General features: G+C 54.3%; 15 protein-coding genes. All 15 read right to left on the minus strand.

Annotated features, from left to right (window positions below; all coding sequences use genetic code 11):
* Positions 1-27 precede the first annotated feature (27 nt).
* The gene (locus ACJBF3_RS01715) at positions 28-498 is read right to left on the minus strand and encodes a hypothetical protein (protein WP_045330919.1); all 471 of its coding nucleotides are present in this window, start codon (positions 496-498) and stop codon (positions 28-30) included.
* Between the two features lie 14 nt (positions 499-512).
* Positions 513-968 (minus strand): type VI secretion system baseplate subunit TssE, encoded by a 456-nt coding sequence (gene tssE / locus ACJBF3_RS01720; RefSeq protein ID WP_045330917.1) that lies wholly within the window; start codon positions 966-968, stop codon positions 513-515.
* The gene (tssJ, locus tag ACJBF3_RS01725; RefSeq protein ID WP_045330915.1) at positions 968-1513 is read right to left on the minus strand and encodes a type VI secretion system lipoprotein TssJ; all 546 of its coding nucleotides are present in this window, start codon (positions 1511-1513) and stop codon (positions 968-970) included. Before tssJ ends, tssE begins: the two co-directional genes overlap by 1 nt.
* Positions 1491-2576: a type VI secretion system baseplate subunit TssG gene (gene tssG, locus ACJBF3_RS01730; protein WP_045330913.1), complete on the minus strand. Its 1086-nt coding sequence runs from the start codon at positions 2574-2576 to the stop codon at positions 1491-1493. Before tssG ends, tssJ begins: the two co-directional genes overlap by 23 nt.
* Entirely contained in the window at positions 2540-4294 is a 1755-nt protein-coding gene (gene tssF, locus ACJBF3_RS01735; protein ID WP_045330911.1) for a type VI secretion system baseplate subunit TssF, read from the minus strand. Before tssF ends, tssG begins: the two co-directional genes overlap by 37 nt.
* Before the next feature lie 40 nt (positions 4295-4334).
* Positions 4335-5933, minus strand: coding sequence for a type VI secretion system protein TssA (gene tssA / locus ACJBF3_RS01740; RefSeq protein WP_045330910.1), 1599 nt, complete (start codon positions 5931-5933; stop codon positions 4335-4337).
* On the minus strand, positions 5933-9382 hold the full coding sequence (locus ACJBF3_RS01745) for an ImcF-related family protein (protein WP_045330907.1): 3450 nt from the start codon (positions 9380-9382) through the stop codon (positions 5933-5935). Before ACJBF3_RS01745 ends, tssA begins: the two co-directional genes overlap by 1 nt.
* Complete coding sequence (locus ACJBF3_RS01750) at positions 9379-10515, minus strand: hypothetical protein (RefSeq protein ID WP_227658494.1); 1137 nt, start codon at positions 10513-10515, stop codon at positions 9379-9381. The genes ACJBF3_RS01745 and ACJBF3_RS01750 overlap by 4 nt, the downstream gene beginning before the upstream one ends.
* Positions 10505-10765 (minus strand): PAAR domain-containing protein, encoded by a 261-nt coding sequence (locus ACJBF3_RS01755; RefSeq protein WP_072049990.1) that lies wholly within the window; start codon positions 10763-10765, stop codon positions 10505-10507. Before ACJBF3_RS01755 ends, ACJBF3_RS01750 begins: the two co-directional genes overlap by 11 nt.
* Before the next feature lie 114 nt (positions 10766-10879).
* Positions 10880-12010, minus strand: a complete 1131-nt coding sequence (locus ACJBF3_RS01760; RefSeq protein WP_406544642.1) for a T6SS immunity protein Tli4 family protein — start codon at positions 12008-12010, stop codon at positions 10880-10882.
* 43 nt (positions 12011-12053) lie between these two features.
* Positions 12054-13184 carry a T6SS immunity protein Tli4 family protein gene (locus ACJBF3_RS01765; protein ID WP_045330906.1) on the minus strand — a complete coding sequence of 377 codons (1131 nt, stop codon included), beginning with the start codon at positions 13182-13184 and terminating at the stop codon, positions 12054-12056.
* Positions 13177-14799 (minus strand): lipase family alpha/beta hydrolase, encoded by a 1623-nt coding sequence (locus ACJBF3_RS01770; RefSeq protein ID WP_406544644.1) that lies wholly within the window; start codon positions 14797-14799, stop codon positions 13177-13179. Before ACJBF3_RS01770 ends, ACJBF3_RS01765 begins: the two co-directional genes overlap by 8 nt.
* Before the next feature lie 3 nt (positions 14800-14802).
* Positions 14803-17304 (minus strand): type VI secretion system Vgr family protein, encoded by a 2502-nt coding sequence (locus tag ACJBF3_RS01775; protein WP_406544646.1) that lies wholly within the window; start codon positions 17302-17304, stop codon positions 14803-14805.
* Complete coding sequence (gene tssH / locus ACJBF3_RS01780) at positions 17301-19955, minus strand: type VI secretion system ATPase TssH (RefSeq protein ID WP_045331845.1); 2655 nt, start codon at positions 19953-19955, stop codon at positions 17301-17303. The genes ACJBF3_RS01775 and tssH overlap by 4 nt, the downstream gene beginning before the upstream one ends.
* A gap of 160 nt (positions 19956-20115) precedes the next feature.
* Positions 20116-20607, minus strand: coding sequence for a type VI secretion system effector Hcp (gene hcp / locus ACJBF3_RS01785; RefSeq protein WP_023325816.1), 492 nt, complete (start codon positions 20605-20607; stop codon positions 20116-20118).
* Positions 20608-20611 lie beyond the last annotated feature (4 nt).

Here is a 20611-nt window from a genome sequence, read left to right on the forward strand (position 1 = left end):
AGAGAGCGGAGACTGCAATACCCGCAGCTAGGGAAGAAGCGCCAGGATCAGACTGAAAAACGTGCTCTCATCAAACGCCTGCCCGGAGCGGGGCAATGCCCCCGGCGGCGTAAAGGTCCAGCCGCTCGTCGTCCCTGACCGCATAAATAAACGCCCCAGTGACGTCATGGTCCCTTCATTATGGAAGATCGCTTCCACACATCCGGTTACGCCCTGCCCGTACAAAAATGCTGGCGTAAACGTGATGGACAGGTCGTCGTAATGCAGGGCGACACCGGGAATGTCAAAAGCCCCGCCCTCCACCAGCAGGTCCGTGACGGAGACGGAAAACGGCTCCATATTCAGTCCGGTACCTGTCAGCCATGCGTCCATTTGCTCCTGAAGCTGCGCCATTCGCTGGCGGAATTCTGCGATATCGGCCTGAGTTTTACGGGTAAACGAAACCGGAACCGGCTGCCTGGCCTCGAGTTTTTTGAGGAACTGTGATTTTGCTGACATGCTGTTCTCTGGCCTTACAGACGGGTTGTCGTATCAAGATACTGCTGTTGCTTAAGATGCCGCAGGAGAACCCTCCCCTCAGGTATAAACTCGGTGCCGTAGCGGACGAGGCCGATCCCTTTGAGCTCGGCATCAATGGCATAGCGCAGCTCGCCGGGGACGTTCTGCTCCAGCAGAATCACATCTATGCTTTTCAGGCGGGGCTCATATTTGAGCAGGACGGCAGACAGGGTGCCCATCAGCTCATGGGCCGTTCCCGGCATCCCCTGGAGGATTTTGGTCATATCGGGCAGTCCGTAGTCGGGCAGATGCGCCAGCGTGCCGGCGCGACAGTTGAGAACGCGCTGCATGTTATCCAGTACCGAGAGAATGACCTGGTTCTCCTCGCTGACCTGGTTGAGATTAAGGCCTCCGGTAAAATTGCCGGTGAGAATTTCATACAGCGACGGCGTGTTATGTCCCTGTGGCATTAGTCATCCTTAAGCGGTTGCAGCGTCAGGTGGTTATCGCCAGCCTCCAGAATGCGGGGTTTATCCGGATCCAGTTCGCTGCGGTTGATTACCTGCTTCCAGGTATTGTTGGTCATATCCGGATGGCGAAACAGCCCCACCACGGCAACAAACTGCGCCGCTTCCTCCAGGGGCATATCAAGATTTGCATCACCGCCCGGCTTCACCACGACATCACGGCTCGCCAGCAGGTCGTCTTTCAGGAGGGTGGCATCATCCTGAAGCAGTTGCTGATAGACCGTCTTATCAAAGGTTTTGCGGTCTTTGAGCTGGTAAACCCGGATCACTACAGGTTCAGAAAGCGAATGATTTTCCCGGGAATCGGTGTTCAGCGACTCACGTGCGGTGAAGTCCAGATGCAGTACTTTAATTTTTTTATAAAACAGGGCATTAAACGCTGACCGGGTGCCATCGGTGACGCTTTGCGTCACTCCGCAGCCCGTCAGAGTCAGTGCCATCAGAGGCAACAGCCAGCGCGTGGTCTTAGTTAAACTTGTACGTAACACGTCGGTTTCCTTGTTGTGGTTTGGCGGGCTCCAGCCCACGGTAGTCACCCAGCTCTGTGGTAAATGTCTCAGGGACGTCATCAGGAAGGCTGTCACCTTCTGCTCCCAGCACGCCGTTCATTCCCAGCCAGAAAGGATTTTCGCCCAATGGAGGAACGGTCAGCAGCCGAACGGAGGTAGTCAGGGTGATTCTGGCCTTAAACCGCCATCCCAGATATACCCGCAGCATCACTAAAAAATCCTGATACAGCAGACCATCCGGTTTCCAGCCCTGCGCTTCCTGTTCGTTATCCGTCGTGAGGGCGACCAGCAGCTGGCTGCCGGCATCCATTGCTTCATCCCCCAGAGGCGTATTGCCATCAAGCAAGAAATCGTCATCACCGTAAAAACCCAGTGGCTGACGGATCTCCACCGGTCGAAGGCAGTACGGGCTAACCTTTACGCGGGTATCCGGGGCAAGCAGGCTCACCAGTGCCTGCATCCCTTCCTGGGTTTTACCCGGCTGCTGCAAAACACCCAGCAGCGCCAGAAAGCGGGATACTGGCGTGGCAATATGATTTGCCGTACCCGGTATCCCGAGCCCCACCAGGCCCAGCAGCGACTGTGAAATGCTGTCGGTGCCGCCCGCTTCAAACGTGGCGGGATAGGAGTATTTACGCCAGATGCGGTAAAACTGCGTCAGGATGCGGTGGCTGAAGATATCCAGAAAACCCTGCAGCGCCTCATGCCCTTCCCGTCGCTGCGTAATGTCATCCAGATACGCCGTTGGTAACGGCGAATCGACGCCGTACATACCCATAAACGTGGTGCGAATAACCGGCGGCTTGCCGTTCTCATCCTCGTCGTATTCAACCGCTTTCAGTTCGCTGGCCGGGAACCCCATCCCCGGATGCGGTGCAAAGCGTACCGGATCGTCTGCCGGATGGCTGGTCGACCCCATCAGCGGCTTGTGCGGATTACGCTTCTCCAGCAGCTGGCATAAACGGTAAAAGTTGATGCGATGAAGTTCGGCTTCCAGCCGCGGGGTCAGCCGGGAATGCGCCGGTTGTGCTTCTCTTCCCATTCCAGGCGTTCTCCGGTCGGTTGCAGAATAATAATCAGGCGGTTAAACAAATAGATATCGGTGTAGAGCGCAAAGAAACGGCTCAGCATCTCGCCAAACAGACAGATGTCGCCGCGCCCGGCAAAGCCGTGACTATCGAGCGTGACTTCAATCTGCACGCCGCGAACAAGATAACCCTGTTCGAAGCGCTCGATCTCGCTGTGCTTCACCTCCACGATCGCCTCCAGGCGACGGCGATTCATCTCGCTGTCGGTCCATTCGTAAAGTGCCAGGGTGCCGCGCAGCACGTCGGCGTTGTCCATCATAGACAGGAACCCGCTGCCAAGGTGGCTCAGCACGCGCCAGTGAAAACGGTCCTGTGCCGGGGGATAACAGGGCAGCGTTGGCGCGCACAGGTTTCGCACGGCGATGCTGGTCGATGTGGTTTTCATCACCGTATCGAGCACGGTGCTTTGCAGCGCGCGGCGCGGCAGCTGACCGTTGGTGCCGGTGAGCGTCAGGGACAGGCTCTCGTCTGCCGGTACCGTGTGGTTATCAAACGCTTCGCCGCCAAGAATAAGCCAGGTATTGTGCAGACCCGACGGGCCGCGGCGCACGCGGGTATGGTAGTAATATTCCGGCGCTTCATGGCGCATCATCCCGCCTTTGTGGCGGAAGCTCGAAAACGGCACGTAAGTATGCTGGCTTGAGGACATCACTGAATCGACTGCGTAAATCTCAGTATGACCGTCCTGCACGCGCATCGGCCGCAGCAGGTATTCGGTCTGCAATGAGTCGAGCGTCAGCGGGTCAGATTCCAGCGGAAACAGGTTAATCACCGGCACGCAATTCAGGCAAAGATGCTTTTCGGTAAAGCTGAAGTCATGCTCCCAGCGTTCAGCCAGCACCACGTCGATTTCAAACCAGGGGAGTTCAGCCGGAAAAACCACGCCTTCCAGACCACGCAGGCCGGTGAACATGAACTTCTCGCGGAACGTGAAGTACTCCAGCAGCAGCTGATAGCCGCTAAAGCTGCTGCTGCCCTTCGGCCACAGGTCGTCGTCATCGCCAAATCCCAGCGCGGTGAAATACCCGTCGAGCGGTCTCCTGTCCATATCGCCCGGCATCCGCAGCCAGAGGCGAGCAACATTCATGGTAAATGCTTCATGCATGGCGCAGGCAAGGGGGGCGTCGGCGTTGAAATAGAGTGGGATCTGGCTAAGATCGACACGGCTCCAGTCGGCAAGAGGGCTGCAGCTAAAGCGCAGGCTGATAACCGAACGCCCGTCAGGATCGGTCGACAGGCGGGCGTGCTCTAGCGACAACGGCTGAAGGGTAATCTCTTTGGTGGTCGTGTAGCGGCAGCGCGTACCCTTCTCACCGATGGGCCGCGAATTGACCTCGAAGCCTTTGACAATACGCATCGGCTCTTTCATTTCGCGCCAGTCAGCTGTGAATTCCACCACTGACATCGACGGAATAGTACGCAGATAATGCGGCCATAGCAGGCTGACCAGCCCTTCGGTCAGTTCAGGCAGATCGTCATCAAGCTTTTCCCGCAGCCGTCCCATCATGAAGGCAAAGCCTTCAAACAGGCGCTCTACGTACGGATCCCGCGCGCCCGCTTTATCGAGATTGAGCATTGCTGCCTGCTCGGGATGAGCGCGGGCAAACTCTTCGCCGGCTTCCAGCAGGTAGCGCATTTCGGCGTCATAATAACGCAGGGTTAAATCGTCCATAAAAACCTGAATAATTTTGTTTTAAAGGTGAGCCAGCGTGTTACCCACAAAGCACCGCGCTGCTTGCCGGATCGAGCGCAATCAGACCGGACAAAAGCAAATCCATCTCGGGCTGAAGCCGCGATTTATCGGTTTCACTGCGGGTGGCTTTCATGCGCAGCAGTCTGAGGCGACGTGATTTCACCTCAAACAGCAGTGCCGGTGTCCACTGCGTGAGGGTGATTGACTGTGCGGCACTGTCGAGCTCGCCCAGCAGATGCAGGGCCAGTTCATTCTTGCCCTTCTGCTCGGCAATGCGTGCCATCAGCAGGCGCAGCAGCCATTTGTCTTTTGCGGAGTCGGTGCCCGGGCGGGTCTGCAGCCAGTGGAGCGTAGCGTCCAGACCGTCAGCGTCCGCTTTCTCAAGCGCTTCCGGCTCGAGGGCGAGGATATCGTTAATTTCCCCGCTGGCGGCGCTGGCCGGCTCATCGCGCCAGCCGGACATATCGTCCAGCACGCTCTGGTTTATCCAGTTCAGCGTCACTTCATCCGCAAACGGCGTTCCGTCATTAAAGGCCAGCGTTTCAAGCCCTGTAAGACGGCTCAGCAGCCCTTTCAGGTCGGCGGTAATGATATCGGCCAGCACATCCTGCCCCAGCTTCACCAGCGCCTGATGGATATACCACTGCAGATCCAGCCAGAGGTGATTGGCGCCACGCGAGAAAGTGCTGTCGGCATGCTCAAGTATCTCCAGCCAGCTCTGCTGGAGGTACAGGCGTTTCAGCATCGCCCGTTGGTCAGCGCGCGGCGGTTCGATACGCGTTTTCCCTGCGGCATCCGGTGCCGGAATAGCGCTCAGCGTGTCATGCCTGAGGCTCTTCATCAGCCGGTGAGCGGCAAGCCAGCCATCGGGTTGCTCACGCAGATACCCGGCCAAAGTGCGAGCCTGCGCCAGCAAATCCTGACCGGAGGTGATGCGGCTCATGGTTGGAGTGTCAAACTCCGTCGTGTGCGAAGCCTGGCGCAGGGCATTATTACCGGCATTCTGAGGCACCACGGCATCCACGCCTCCCGCCTTTATCAGGCGGGATTCCAGCGCGCTGTACAGGGCATTCAGCTCGGGTCGTGACGCTTCCGGCTCCGTTTGCAGAGCGTCATGAATGAGCAGCAGCGCGCCAGCCGTGCGGAGGGCAGCGTCGCGGGCCACTTCTGGCCAAAGCGACAGGCTGTCAAGCAGACGGGAACCGGCAAGCCACTCAAGCGCGGGCCTGCGGCTTCGCTCCCGCTGCGGATGAAGTTGCGTTCCGAAGCGCTGCAGCAATCCCGCCACCAGCTCGAGCCCTTCGGCAAAGCCTGTTTCTCCGTCCTGATGCAATCGCGCCCAGCAGTAATAGGTGGCAATGCGGATATCTTTGGCGGTCGTCGTCAGCAGTTTTTCAGCAAGCGTACAAATCAGTTCGGTATCGATGCCGGAGAGTTTATTCACTTCCTCTCTTATACGCTGGAAATCATCGTCATACCCGGGATCTTCTCCTGTTGGGCTGGTCTCATTTAATGGAGCAAGCCAGGGATGCCAGCTTTCCGTGCGTGCCTGAGCCTGCTTTCGCAGCTGGGTTTCGTCCGCCTGGCAGGCGGCAATCAGATTCTGCAGAGTGTCCATTATTGGCTTTCGTCCATGTCATTGTCTGCGGTGTTAGCCATCAGCGCCTGAGCCGTGGCCGCGCTGTCAACACTGAATATGCGATCCGGCAGCGTGAAACCACGCAGCTCCAAAAGCGCCAGCGGGCCTTTTCCAAGTTGTGAGCGCAGCACCCATTGCAGGGTGCGACCATCCGGGGCGGTGAAATTCATCATCCACTGACTGCGGTCGAGCTGCTGGCGCTGCCCCTGATCCAGCCAGCGAATAAAGCCCCATGTTCCGCTGTAGTCCCCGAACAGGCGCGCCCCCGCGTTAACCGTGGTCCAGGTCACCATGGTTCCCGGCTTGTAGGTCTCGCCCGGCCAGCGGAAGGACTGCCAGTCGGCCATCTGGTTGAAGTAGTGCAGCTTTTGTCCATCAATGGTTAGCTGTGTCTCCACCACCTGCGGCACAGGACGCGCCTGCAGCTCGAAGCTGATGCCCTGACTGCCATCGGTAAACAGAATGTCCGACAGCTGAGTCAGCTGGTTAATGGCCCGCAGGAACGCCGGGTTAAAGTTTAATCCCTGACTGTTAACCTTATCCGGCACCCACTGGCTGCCTTCTTTGTGCAACACACCGCTAAGTTCCGTGTTCAGAAAGCGTTCAATACGCCCGCTGTCCTTACGTATAAACTCGGCCAGCATCGGCAAGGAAGCATCACTTTTACTCGCCGCAAACGGGAAGCGTCCGTCAAATGCCGTGTGCCAGTTCGCCACGACTGAACGGCTCCATTTATCATTCAGGCTTGCGGCAGACGGCTGAAGCACTGTCTCCCAGGCCTGAGTCAGCGGCTGTACAAACATCGTGCTGCCAAATCCGCTCCACTCTTCACCAAGGCTTGCCGAAATCAGGCTGCCGTATTGCTGAGTGTCAGTCAGGTCAACGCTTTTGCCCTGGAACACGGTCTGCGCCAGGGTTTGCATCATCTCCTGCGGATCCGAGGCGCTTGCAACCTGCTGCAGACGCAGGCGTACGCGGGTGATGCGCGTCAAATAGGTCTGCAGGCTCAGCGAGTTGTCAGCCGACATCACGTTGCTGCCTTTGTTTTTACCCAGAAGCTGAAGCAGCGGGCCAAAGGTTTCATCCAGCGGCCCCTGCGGGCCAGACGCAGACTGATCAATCGCAGGTTTATCTTTTCCGCCTACCAGGTCTTTAGCCGATTTGAGGATGGAATCCGACAGGCCTTCGCTCTGCTGGCCGGTCTGTCCCTGCCAGGCGAGGGTATTCATCAGGGCAATCATCGGAGACTGGCGGACATCACTCATCAGGGTCAACTGGTCGGTTACATCGGCAATATTGTTTGCCGGGTTCAGCCGCAGACTGTTGAGGAAACTCAGCCAGCTGCCTGCAAAGTCGGTAAAGTACCGCTCTGTCAGACGGGCTTTGAGCGCTTCCGGCGACAGGTCGGCTGATACTGCCCTGTGTGAATCACTGAGTACCCAGTCAATTTCATCCCGACGTGAACTGGCCGCCTTCTCAATGGCCTGCTGAATGCCACCTTCCCATGCCTGACGAGAGAACATGCCCGGCACCACCTCCTCGGTGGTAAACAGTCGCCGCGCATCGGTACCGCTGGTCATGTCTTCCAGAGAGATATCGGCAAAGTTACGACGCACGGATTTGAGCATGTTCTCATACAGCGTACTTTCTGCATTGCGGCGGCCAATCTGCTGAAGCAGCACCTGGCGGCTCTGGCTGACCAGCTGCGCATCCGGCGTGATTTTCCACTGCGGCTGCTTTGGCAGTTCGGTGATGTAAAACGCCCACAAATCCGGCGACAGGCTTTGCCACAGGCCGGTTGAAATGCCCATTCGCGTCGGCTGCACGCTTTTCATCGTCTGGGCGTAATACGCGCCGTCGGCTTTATCCGGACGCGCCATCATCAGCCAGGCTTTCAGCTGGTCATAGCCCGGCTTCGCCAGCTGTGCCCGCTGGTCGCTGCCGGGCGCTGAGCCTACCAGCGCCGTGAGCTTCTGCGCCAGGGCGGTATTTGCCGGGTCGCGGATCAGGCGGTTGTTCGCCACGCCGTACCAGGGTAGCAACGCGTCGAGCAGCTGCTGGTTATGGTCAAGGCCAAAGCGCTGATACCACGGACTCCCCTCCTGAACATTGTGCAAAAGGCGGCCTGCGTCGTTACGCAGGGTATGCAGAGCCGTGAGCTGGTAATCCGAGACGGAAGGATGCTCTACCAGCGCATGCGCCTGCTCGGCAACAGAGACTATCTGCATGCGGTTGAACGTGAACGACAGCAGTGTACCCGCTCCCCAAACACCAATAATGGTCATCAGTGTCCAGGCCAGGGTCTGCTCCCAGGCCATACCGACACGGCGACCACGCACACGGATGCAGTCATCCACAATGCCCTGCCAGGTTACGGGCAGGGCAAGGGCATGACGTTGTGATTCGGGGATATATTTCTCAAGGTCGGCTGTACCCTCAGTAGTATGAACAGGGGAACTGTCCGGCAGGCTGAACATCAGACCACGCAGCGGAACACGCTGCTGGGAGGCAGCCAACCATGGCACCAGTTGTTGAGTCCAGCGGACGATACCGCCGTCTTTGAGGTCCTGGCCAAGACGCAGAAGGAAATCGTGGCCGTTGTTCTCAGCGACCTGACTTACACCCTGTATCCGCAATGCAGGCAGCATCAGCTCAAGCTGACGGGTAATATCGTCAGCTTTGGCACGCAGCGGGAAACTGGCTCCTACCGCCTGTTCAATACGTTTTGCCTGCGACCATTTGCTGTCACACAGCTGCCACAGCCAGACCGGCGCGGAATAACGGAGCAATTCGCTAATTTTTTCCAGCCCACGTAAATCGTTGTCGCTAATCTGAGGGGTGAGATTAAGCGACTGCGGTACGACGCGAATTATTCCGTCCAGAGGACGACCGCGACGCAGTTTACGCAGCGCGCTAAATTTCTCCCGGCCAGGCTCTAATGCCAGGTTCCCGCCGTAAATCAGCACGGTGCGGTTGCCTTCAAGCCACTGGCTTTCCTGCAGGCCAGGTACCAATTGCTCTATAGCGGCTTCATTGCCAGTGACGAGCAGCAGGTGGACTTTGCGTCGCCAAAGGACGCCATATCGAAGATTAAGATGCTGTTTTAAATCTGTATAATCTCTGATGGTTGTGCTCACATCAGGAGTTGTTTTAGTTTCAGCACTTGAGGGTTCCGGTGGTAAATAAATGAGTTGTTTTTTTCTTTGCTTCCAACGCCAATAAAAAGGAGAGCAAATAGTGCCTAAGAATAAAAAACCAAATACACCACCCCACACCGACCAAATTTGGTGATATGTCAGTCCATATTTAAGCAAGGCATCTTGATTAATAAATAGTAAAAACGCAGTTATACCCGCAAGGCCAACAATTAAAACAAGATAGCCCCAAAATCCATAACGTGCTGACTGTAATTCCTTTTCCTGGGTCATAAGTAAAGTTTCCGAGTAATCAAACAAAGCAGTCTGGACTGAGGTGATGCCTGAATAATTAATAATTGGTTAGCTTCAGTTTTTTGAGCCGCGTCAACCAACAATGCGAGTGAAACAGGGAATACCATTTCACCAGGGGGACCAAAAGAAAAATCAATAAAATTAAAAGGATGTTTCTCTGGAAGTTTCCACTCACATCGATCGGCATACTGAATCAGTTTTGAATTAATATCAGCAGGAATACCAGAAAGCCAGACATGGCGTAAATCACGCTTGTCAATTCGATTGTATTCAAAAAGCATATCTAAATCTTTTTCAATATTCTCATTATCCACTGGCATAACACGGCCTAATCCGGCAAGTACCGGTACAGCATGTTGTCTGGAAAAAGTTGAGGATGATAAAAGCTGGGCAGAGACCATTTCGCTGGATTGTTTCGATACACCTGCCAACCAGCATTGGAAACTAAGAACTAATATCAAACCATCAAAATTAATGTTATCGTGGAATTTTCCAATACACTCAACGGAACAATTTACTTCAGGAAGCAGATCCCATTGAGACAGAATAGTCTGACATACGTTCTTTTTGTCCCAATCAGAGGGTTGCAATACATAAATAGTATGCAAAAATTTCCGATAACCAGGATACTGTTGCTCAAGCTGTTTGTCGATCATATCAGACAAAACACGAAGGGAGCCCCAGGAATGTGACAACGGCCTGACTTTATCTGGATATGCTGGAATATCAGACAGAGGTCCAAGAAAACTCGCGGCCCCGTTTACCTCAGGAGTAAGGATAACATTACCAACCACTGACAACTGCTGTCGGCTCCAGTGCTGCCATAAAGCCTTAGTTCTATCAGTTTCCTCTTTCCAGGCAGAAAGAGCGCTCCTTGACTGCTCATAATGGTTTAGCGCTGCGCCAAAAATACATAACCATATGAAAAATGCCGGAAGCAGCAGGAAAAACACTATTTTAGTATATGCCTCCGTTCCCCACAAAGAAAAACCAAAAACAGAACAAACCATTAAAATAGAAATAAGAACAATCCCCCATCGCTTGTATGACAAGCTGGCAATTGTACTTTTTTCGGGTACTTTGGGGATAGGCCACATAATATTAAGACTCAATAGTATTTTCGATGTGAGAACTAATGACTCTGCATCCACAGGCACAGGCGCAGTTATTAACAACAACGTTCACCCCATTTTCTGACGCTCCGGGATCACCTTCTTTTATCGGATTAACTCCGTGTTCTGGACATGAAACCAAATCACCGACCAAGGCAACCTGAATACCATTGATAAACATTGTCGACGACGCGGTAATAACCTTTCCACCATGGGTGGTATCATCACCCAGGCAAACAATTCCAGGCATATCATCCTCTTTTTAAAAATTAATTTACGACAATATAATGGCTTGCGACCAATACAGCGCCCCACTTAATTATTATCGATAAAATTTTAATTTTCGCCGTGTGAAAATATATACTCAAAACGCGCCGGGACGCACGCGTACGCTACGGCTGATCGTGTCCCAGAAGGCAATAATTTCCTCCTTGCTGTAGGAGGTTGGCGGCATGCGTTGATTATCAAGAGTGAGTATAAAACCCGGAGTCTTATAACTGGCCGTCATTTCATTAATATACATTTCAAAATTATATCGTGATTCATCGTTGTCTTCCTGCAAGCCCGTTGCCAGAAACTCCTGGGCCTGCAGTCCGTTAACACTAAAGGCCCCTTTTCTTTCTATGCCTCCCCGTGAACGGGAAATATTGCTTGTTATTTCTCCCATTCTGTCCAGCACCGTGTTTTCTTCACGCGTAAAATTATCAGTGGAAAGCGCAACGCGTATATTGATGAAAGTAGCACTAATGAGCCCTATGTTAATATCCTCCTGTTCCCTTGCCGTCGGGTCGGTGGCAATAAATGCATGGGTGATACAGGAACCTGGTTTCGTCGGAATGACGTCATTATCCCTGCCACTAATTCTCGCCATCAGCGACTGCATCTGGCTGATATCATTTGCGACATAGTTTCTGGCTGGGCGACCTCTTCGTTGCTCATTATATATAGAGCTCGAATCATTAATGGTTTGCTTCTGAAATTTAATAACTACGCCATTAGTATATAAATAGCCTTCCAGTGTTCGAATAAAATCTGCAGTACCCCCATTATCATTCCGTTCAAAAATCACACCATCCATACCGTCCGGCAACGACCAGACTTTTTTTAAAAAAGGCATATGCTGAGTGTCAATAGTTTTAGTTTCTCGCAGAGCCTTTTCGCGTAATGCGATTAACTGCTTAAAACCCGGATGGTACATTTTCTTTGTCGCCAGGTAGGTTTTATACGTATCCTCGGGTCTTGAAATCACCGCAGCCCAGATATTTTTATCCAGCGGCGCAGAGTCATTATAAGCCGTGAAGGACGATGGTAAGTCGAGTACATAGCGCCCGACGCAGTAAGGTTTCATTTCAGCGTTTATCTTGTTCATGGCTACCTGCTTTAATGACGTCAGTGTCTGCGGTGATGGATTGTAAGGGCGAAAATACTGATATAACCCGAATCCCAGTGCGAACAAAACAACAAAAATAATGACTTTCCGTTTTATTTTATCCATTGTATAGCCTCCCTGTTATTTATCCGTGATCCTTTCCGGCTGGTCAAAACGCGCCGGGACGCACGCGTACGCTACGGCTGATCGTGTCCCAGAAGGCAATAATTTCCTCCTTGCTGTAGGAGGTTGGCGGCATGCGTTGATTATCAAGAGTGAGTATAAAACCCGGAGTCTTATAACTGGCCGTCATTTCATTAATATACATTTCAAAATTATATCGTGATTCATCGTTGTCTTCCTGCAAGCCCGTTGCCAGAAACTCCTGGGCCTGCAGTCCGTTAACACTAAAGGCCCCTTTTCTTTCTATGCCTCCCCGTGAACGGGAAATATTGCTTGTTATTTCTCCCATTCTGTCCAGCACCGTGTTTTCTTCACGCGTAAAATTATCAGTGGAAAGCGCAACGCGTATATTGTTGAAAGTAGCACTAATGAGCCCTATGTTAATATCCTCCTGTTCCCTTGCCGTCGGGTCGGTGGCAATAAACGCATGGGTGATACAGGAACCTGGTTTTGTTGGAATAACGTCATTATCCCTGCCGCTAATTCTCGCCATCAGCGACTGCATCTGGCTGATATCATTTGCGACATAGTTTCTGGCTGGGCGCCCTCTTCGTTGCTCATTATATATAGAGCTCGAATCATTAATGGTTTGCTTCTGAAATTTAATAACTACGCTATTAGTATATAAATAGCCTTCCAGTATGCGCATTGCGTCCGCAACACTCTCGTTTTCATTCCGTTCAAAAATCACACCATCCATACCAGTGGGTAACGGCCAGACTTTTTTTAAAAACGGCATATCCTGGGCATCTATGGTTTTACTGTTTTGTAGCGCCTTTTCACGTAATGCGATTAACTGCACAAAAGCTGGATGGTACATTTTCTTTGTCGCCAGGTAGGTTTTATAAATATCCTCAGGCCTTGAAATCACCGCCGCCCAGCTATTGTCATCCAGCGGTGCAGCGTCATTATAAGCCGTAAAGGATGATGGTAAGTCGAGTACATAGCGCCCGACGCAATAAGGTTTCATTTCAGCGTTTATCTTGTTCATGGTTACCTGCTGTGATAACGTCAGTGTCTGCGGTGATGGATTGTAAGGGCGAAAATACTGATACAACCCATATCCCGCTACGATGAAAGCGACCAGGATCATTGCTTTTTGTTTTATCTTATTCATGGTAAGCAAGCCCTGTATTTTTTACCTGCTGTGCCATTTTTATAATTGAGCGAAGAGTAAACCAGCGCGCATCCATGGTGTTGTCAGGTTTGTACGCTCCCTCGTGGTCAACGCCCACACCGAGCTGGGCCTTTAACTTCGGAGAATTAATCACTGCCGCTCTGACCGGTACAGTGCCGTCACCGTCTTCCACAGGAGGTAATAATTCATATTTACGGCTAACATACCCCTGGTCCGGTGTTTCCAGCGTTGCATAGCGAATGGTCTGGTTAAACTTGTCCGCCGGGTAGAATATTTCCCCCTGTTCGCTGACCAGCGAACGGTAGGCTTCCGGGGTATGTTTTACACTTACGTCCTTCCAGTGTAGTTCTGCATAAGTGGGGTAATTCTTCCCATCATTTCCATAAAAGGCATAGGTATGTTCATGGTAGCGCCCATTAAGTCCTTCTATAAACTTTCTAACTTTATTATCAATATTATCCACATATGATTGCCAGTCCTTCTCCAATTGAATTTTATCCATATCTTTATTCTCTGGATTAATAAAGCGTTCCTCGCATAACCCCCACCACACCGACCTTCGAGTGTAGATTTCCGTATACGGATTTGTCTGGGGCAAAGGCTGCTTAAGGCCCTCAATATGAAACCATCCCATACCATATCCATAGCCTGGCAGGAGCTGTAGAGGACCCGGCGATTGCGCCAGTACAGGGGTCATTTCAGCGCCACTGCTGCCAATCACTAAACCAACCGGCACTGCCTCACCCGCTTTCATCCGCTTATAGGCCATCGGGGCACCGCGGTCCGGCATCACCCCGTGTACAATACCCAGGATATTTTTCTGTCCGAAATCTCCATCCAACAATTCCGAATAGTAACGGGCAACCAGCCCCCCCATTGAATGGGTTACCAGGATCACCTTTTCGCATTTGCGTCCGCTGGCTTTGTAATCGCCAATAATCTTTTCAATACGCTTGGCCAATATTTTAGCTGAATCCACATTCGACTGCAGCCAGTTATAGCCCACCGCATGGACCGGAAAGAGGTACTGATAGCTCAGCGCCACTTCGTCAGAGGTCAGGTTACTCTCGCCAATTTCGGCCCCCAATGGTTTATCCATCAGCCTCTCACGCATAGTGAGGCTGCCATTTTTGCTGGTCTTGTTTTTTAACATTGTCTGGTTATCGTTCAGCGCTTCCTGGAGCCAGGGGAGAAAAGTGCCATAGCTCATCGCCCCCACTTCTCCCCAGCCTCTCTCTTTGCGCGATGAAAATAACAGCCGCTCTTCCGGACTTTCGGTCTCGATTTTCCCGCTGGGATCAACCACGGTTTTGGTGGGATCCAGTAATTTTTTTCTTTTCGCTGGCCCCCTTCCAATCCAAGGTAACATGCTTGCATTACCGTTGACGGTCCAGACGGGTTTACCATCATCTGGGTTCATCAAATTGCTCCCCATCACCCCCGGTAAAAACACAACCGGGATGACTCTGTCCGGCATCTTATAAAGTTTGAGCCATTGCTCCTTGTCTTTCGGCGTGGCAATGGCCTTGTAGAGGGGATGACCAAACTTGTCGTATCCCAGCAGAACACAATTGCTTTCAGTGGCTTCAATCATCTGTTAGTCCTCATCCTTCAGGTTTATCTGCACTGATGCAGGATCCACCAAGTTTTGCTTCTCCCCACGGCCGTCCGCAGAAGTCATTAACTCCTGCACGGTACCATCACTGTGCGTCAGGCTGATTTTCTGACCCGCTACGGGTGTCTCAGAATAAGGCCACAGCACTTCCGGCCCCATTTCAAAGTCGCTGCTCTCCCACTTCTGGACCGCCTGACTAAAACTCTGTCCGCCAAACTTCTGCCACACCGCCCCGCGCCCGATGATTTTGTCCGGCGCCGCACACTCCACCGTTCCGTCCGCTATCCGGATATATGCCCCGCCGCTCGTCAGCACTATCTCCTGCTTCGCGCTGATGATGAGTTTTCCCTCACTGCTGCTGATGCGGATATCCTTCAGCGCATCCAGCGTCATCTCATTCCCCTGCGCCTGGATCTCCACCTTCCCTTTCCCGGCAAACATTTTGATGCCCAGCTTTTGCGCATACAGACTTACCCGCTCCCCGGCCGCCACGGTGAATCTTTTCAGTGCGCTGAAATCCGTGTGCCCGCCGCTGGTGCTGATGATGTTCTCTCCCGCCGACTGCTGCAGGCTTTTTCCTGTCACCTGCGCTATCCCTTCCGGCGCCGAGACCAGCAACGCCGCTTTCCTTAAATCCGTCAGCGCCTCTGACAGCAGCGCCTTCTGCGTCTGCACATCTGCCAGTTCAGCCCTCGCCGCTTCTGCCGCGCTGCGTAACGCTTCAGCCAGTGACCGCGCCTGCTCCAGCTGGCTCATCGCTGCCTGCATCTCCAGTACCTGACCCTGCGCCCTGGCCTGCCCGTCAGCGCTGATAAATATCCCTTTCTGCGCCCGGATGGCGCCCCAGCTGTCCGTCCTGAGCTCAAAGCCTTCGCCGCGCTGCTGTTTCTCGCCGTCGACCAGGTGGCCGAGGTTCAGCTGGCTCTTGCCGCCGTACTCCGTGCTGACCTTGATGTGCTCTTTGCCGCGCTCGTCGTCGAGGCGGATTTTGTTGTTCGCCGGGGTGCGCAGCACGTTGCGTTTGTAGTTGCGGATGGTGACGTGGTCGCCGTGGGCCGAGTCGTGCAGCACGCCGGCAATGTACGGCCGGTCCGGGTTACCGTCCTCAAAGCCAATCGCCACTTCGGTGCCCGCCAGCAGCGGCAGATGCAGGCCGTAGGTGTCGCCTGCGTACGGGCGGGACTGGCGCACCCACAGGCTCTCGAACCCGTTCTCCCAGCTGTCACGGTCAAACAGCATATTGACGCGGTAGCGGCCGTCCTTATCGATATGCCCGTAGGTGTCATTTTCGGTGGTACTGGTGACGCGGGCCGGCAGGGTGCCCGCCATCACCGGGCGCGAGCCAGGCTCCGGGCGGAAACCAAAATCGGTGCTGTCCGGGATGCCGCCGAAGTTGACGCCAAAGTCTTCATCACGGCACGCATGGCTGTGCATCGCCGTGATGACCACGCCCTGCGCAAACGCGTCGGCCACTTCGTATCCGCCGGTCACTTTCAGCACCTGACCCGGAGAGAGCGTCGGGCAGCTGGTGATACCCTGCGCCCGGGTCTGGCCATTCAGGTAGCGTTCGTGACGAAGGCGGGCATAAAACGCCCCGGACTCCGGGGCCGGGTTGCGGTCTTGCGCGCTGCCCGGGGTCAGGTAGTTATCCGCCCAGTGATAGGCGTCCCCGTACGTGGTGACATCCCCGCGGGTCGCATCCACCCGGGTGTTCATGTCCTGCGTGGCCTGACGGTAGTTGTAGTCCCGGGTGCTGACCTGCTTCTGCACCACGTTGTGATGGCATTCCATTCCCCAGACCGAATCCACGCCTTTTGAATGCTGGCCCGATGGCGGTACCGACGGCAGCGTCAGGCCTTTCTCGTACCCCTGCCGGCTGTCGTAAAACTCCACCACGTCAATGTTGAGGCGCGTGTCGGTGGTGAAGCGGAACCAGATACCGACCTCTCCCAGCAGGCGGGTGATAAAGTGCAGGTCGTCCTCGCCGTACTGCATCACCTGCTCCCGGCGCGGGTACTCTTTTGACAGCGAGAACAGAAAATCCTGGCCGCGCATGTTGTGACGCTCGCGCAGGATTTTTTCCACAATTTGCGGAACCGACATGTCCTGGTAAATGGCGTTCTGGTGCGAACGGTCGAGCAGCGCCAGGCGTGGCCGGAGCGTCAGGGCATAATGGGTTTCATCTGCGGAGGTGCTGAGGCGTTCAAAGCCGGTCACTACGCCCTGAAGGGTGCGCACGGCCTGCTGTACTTTGATGCCGTACCCCTGGTCAACCGGAGCCTGCAGCGTCAGCGAGCCGGGCTTCATCAGCATCATCTCTTTGCTGATGGCGTGGTCACCGCTGGTGAACTCAATGCGGTAGCTGAACGGTTTACTTAAGGCCTCATCGCCCTCAAAGGCCAGTACGTCAAGTTCCGACGCACAGCCTTTTACCGCCAGCAGATGGTGGTTATGGCTGAATCTTAACGGAGGATTATTACTCATGCGTTCACTCCCTGTTTCACATCAAATTCCAGCCCGATCCCCTCTTCCTCACCCCAGCTAAAGCGTAATGATTGTGGTTTCTGTTTTGCGGCCATATGGGTCAACAGTTGCTGACTGAGCACCGGCAGAATTTGTTGATTAAGCAGGCTATCGACGTTACGCGCACCGGTATCCGGCAGCAGGCAGGCTGAAGTCAGCGCGTTATAAAGGCTTTCATCAATATGTGTGCTCAGGCCGTAGTGTCGATGCAACCGCTTGCTGACCTGTGAGAGTTTCATTTCCACGATGGTACGCATGGCCGCTTCGGCCAGCGGGCGGTAAATCACGGTCTGGAAGCGGGCAAGCAGCGCAGGCTGGAAGTGATCCCGTAAGATCGGGCGCAGCAGTTCGTGCAGGTCTGCTTCGGTAGATTCTGGCTGTTCGTCCAGCAGCTGCATCAGACGATCGCTGCCGAGATTGGAGGTCATCAGGATCACGGTATTGCGGAAGTCGATTTCACGCCCTTCGCCATCGCGCATGAATCCGCGGTCAAATACCTGATAGAACAGGTTCATCACGTCGCGGTGCGCCTTTTCTACTTCATCAAGCAGTACTACGCTGTACGGACGCTTGCGCACCGCTTCAGTGAGGATGCCGCCCTGGCCGTAACCCACGTAGCCCGGCGGAGAGCCTTTCAGCTGCGAAACGGTATGCGGCTCCTGGTACTCGGAGAGGTTGATGGTGATCAGCGACTTTTCGCCACCGTACATCACGTCCGCCAGCGCCAGCGCGGTTTCGGTTTTGCCCACACCGCTGGGGCCAACCAGAAGGAACACGCCCTGCGGTCCGTTCTCTGACGTCAGTCCTGTTTTGGCTGCACGCAGACGCTGGGCGATGGCCTTGAGCGCCACATCCTGCCCGACCACGCGTTTACGGATTTCATCTTCAAGGGTCAGCAGTTCGGTCTGCTCATCTTTCATCAGCGATGACAGCGGCACGCCTGTCCAGTCCGCAATCACGTTGGCAACGGTGCGTACATCCACATCCACGGAGAGCAGCGGATTGCTGTGCTGCATGCCGTTCAGTTCCTGCTGCAGCGCGTGCGTCTCGCTCTGACGGGAGATGTCCTGACGGCTTTCCAGCAGTTGTTCGGTGAGTTTCAGTTCCAGCCCGTACTGCGTTTCAAGCTCGTCGAGAGCAACAATAAGATCGTTCTCTTCCTGCTCAATGACGGTCAGGCGTTGACCATGGTTCTGATTGCCGACAGCAATATCTTCCAGCAGCGCCTGCTTTTCCATTTCAAGAGAGGTAATCTGCGAGCGAATGCAGGTCAGCTGTTCCGGCACGGTGTCGAGGCTCATGCGCACGCGCGCTGCGGCGGTGTCGAGCAGGTCAACCGCCTTGTCCGGCAACTGGCGGCCCGTCAGATAGCGACGGGAAAGCGTAACGGCAGCGCGCACCGCATCGTCGGTAATATGCACATTGTGGTGCTCCGCGTAGCGGGATTTCAGGCCACGCAGCATCAGGCAGGCGGTATCGTCGTCAGGCTCGTCAACCTTCACCATCTGGAAACGGCGCTCCAGCGCCGCATCACGTTCGAAATACTGTTTATATTCAGACCAGGTGGTGGCCGCAATGGTACGCAGTTCGCCCCGGGCGAGGGCCGGTTTCAGCAGGTTGGCTGCATCGGCTCCACCCGCCTGGTTGCCCGCGCCAATGATGGTATGCGCTTCATCAATAAACAGCAGAATCGGCACAGGCGACTGCTGCACCGCATCAATGACGTTTTTCAGCCGCTGTTCGAACTCGCCTTTCACGCCCGCACCGGCCTGCAGCAGGCCGAGGTCAAGGGTGCGCAGGATCACCGATTTGAGGGATTCAGGAACGTTGCCCTCGGCAATACGCAGCGCCAGCCCCTCAACCAGTGCCGTTTTGCCGACACCCGGCTCGCCGACCAGAATCGGGTTATTTTTGCGGCGACGAGAGAGGATATCCACCATCTGGCGGATTTCGGTGTCACGGCCAAACACAGGATCGATCTTCCCTTCCTTCGCTTTGGCGGTGACATCAAGGGTGAATTTATCCAGCGCGTTCTGCAGCGCAGGGCTGAGTTCACCCTCTTTTACTTCTGTACCCACAGGACGCCCAACGAACTCCACTTCTCCACCATGGCTTTGCGCCAGTTCCGCTTCCTGCTGCACTTCCGGACGTTCATCTGACTGTGCATCGAGCAAAGGCCGCAAGCGCTCAAGCTGGCTCTGACCAAGCGTTAACAGCGGCCAAAGGCCATCACAACGTGCCAGTTTTGGCTTCTCCACCAGGGCCATCAGCAGGTGGACGCTGCGAATGTGCTCTTCGCCATTGAGTGAGGCAAGTAGCCAGGCCTGCTGCATCAGAGTCTGGATGTCCTCAGAGAGCTGGGGCCGTTGGCGCACCGAGCGCGGCTGTTTATCCAGCCAGGCCAGCAAATCCTGCCAGATGCCATCCATATCCCATTCATAGCGACGCGCCAGCACCGTCAGGTCACCTTCCCCCTGCTCCAAGAGCTTCAGCAGCCAGTGCTCAGGCAGAATTTCGGCATGGGCACGGGTCTGACAGAGCGAAGCTGCGCCTTCCATCGCTCGGGCACAGTAAGGGTTCAGACGACGTAACAGGATGGCTGGATTTTCCATGAGATTCTCTCTTTGTCGGTTCCTGGGCACGCTACCGCCCCTCGCTGTTCACCAAAGCGCATAAGGTCAGGCAGGCAGATTGTTTTTTTCTTTGCTGAGTACCCGCATCTCAGGCACTCAGCAAAAAACTGCGGACAGGAAAAACCTGCCCGCATGAGGATTACGCCGTGGCGCGTTCGTTCCAGGAATCGGAATGAATGATGTTGCCGTCTTTGTAGGTCCAGGTGATTTTTTCGTAACGCAGTTCAACGCGCTCGAGGTGGTTGTGCTTCTCTTTAGAAGGATCCTTGATGTCATACATTTCAGGATTCACCTTCACGACCTTCACGTTTTCCAGTTTGGTGTTGAAGTACTCCACTTCCTGACCCGCGTCGTTGATTTTGTACCACTTGAATTCAGCGGATTTCAGGGTCTGACCGGTGGTCACCGCCTTGTACAGGTAAGGGCTGGAGGAATCGATCTCCTTGGTAAACAGGAACGGCGTGTGGATACGGGTGCCGGTCAGCTTGCCGGTGTTGTTATCGGTCGGGATGTACAGGTTATGCTCCTGAGCCACCACTTCGATGCTGCCTTCACGGTCCTGAACGTCTACAGACCCTTTAATGTCCGCACCGCCGTCGTCCTTCAGCCAAAGATAAACAGGAATTGCCATGGAA

Origin of the sequence: Enterobacter sp. PP-008-ECC_S150, assembly GCF_045257065.1 — a bacterium.
GTDB classification, from domain to species: Bacteria; Pseudomonadota; Gammaproteobacteria; order Enterobacterales; family Enterobacteriaceae; genus Enterobacter; species Enterobacter chengduensis.

Coding starts and splice junctions, on each gene's coding strand:
- ACJBF3_RS01715 (WP_045330919.1), bottom strand. CDS start 498: ATGTCAGCAAAATCACAGTTCCTCAAAAAACTCGAGGCCAGGCAGCCG.
- tssE (WP_045330917.1), bottom strand. CDS start 968: ATGCCACAGGGACATAACACGCCGTCGCTGTATGAAATTCTCACCGGC.
- tssG (WP_045330913.1), bottom strand. CDS start 2,576: ATGGGAAGAGAAGCACAACCGGCGCATTCCCGGCTGACCCCGCGGCTG.
- tssF (WP_045330911.1), bottom strand. CDS start 4,294: ATGGACGATTTAACCCTGCGTTATTATGACGCCGAAATGCGCTACCTG.
- tssA (WP_045330910.1), bottom strand. CDS start 5,933: ATGGACACTCTGCAGAATCTGATTGCCGCCTGCCAGGCGGACGAAACC.
- ACJBF3_RS01745 (WP_045330907.1), bottom strand. CDS start 9,382: ATGACCCAGGAAAAGGAATTACAGTCAGCACGTTATGGATTTTGGGGC.
- ACJBF3_RS01755 (WP_072049990.1), bottom strand. CDS start 10,765: ATGCCTGGAATTGTTTGCCTGGGTGATGATACCACCCATGGTGGAAAG.
- ACJBF3_RS01760 (WP_406544642.1), bottom strand. CDS start 12,010: ATGGATAAAATAAAACGGAAAGTCATTATTTTTGTTGTTTTGTTCGCA.
- ACJBF3_RS01765 (WP_045330906.1), bottom strand. CDS start 13,184: ATGAATAAGATAAAACAAAAAGCAATGATCCTGGTCGCTTTCATCGTA.
- ACJBF3_RS01770 (WP_406544644.1), bottom strand. CDS start 14,799: ATGATTGAAGCCACTGAAAGCAATTGTGTTCTGCTGGGATACGACAAG.
- ACJBF3_RS01775 (WP_406544646.1), bottom strand. CDS start 17,304: ATGAGTAATAATCCTCCGTTAAGATTCAGCCATAACCACCATCTGCTG.
- tssH (WP_045331845.1), bottom strand. CDS start 19,955: ATGGAAAATCCAGCCATCCTGTTACGTCGTCTGAACCCTTACTGTGCC.
- hcp (WP_023325816.1), bottom strand. CDS start 20,607: ATGGCAATTCCTGTTTATCTTTGGCTGAAGGACGACGGCGGTGCGGAC.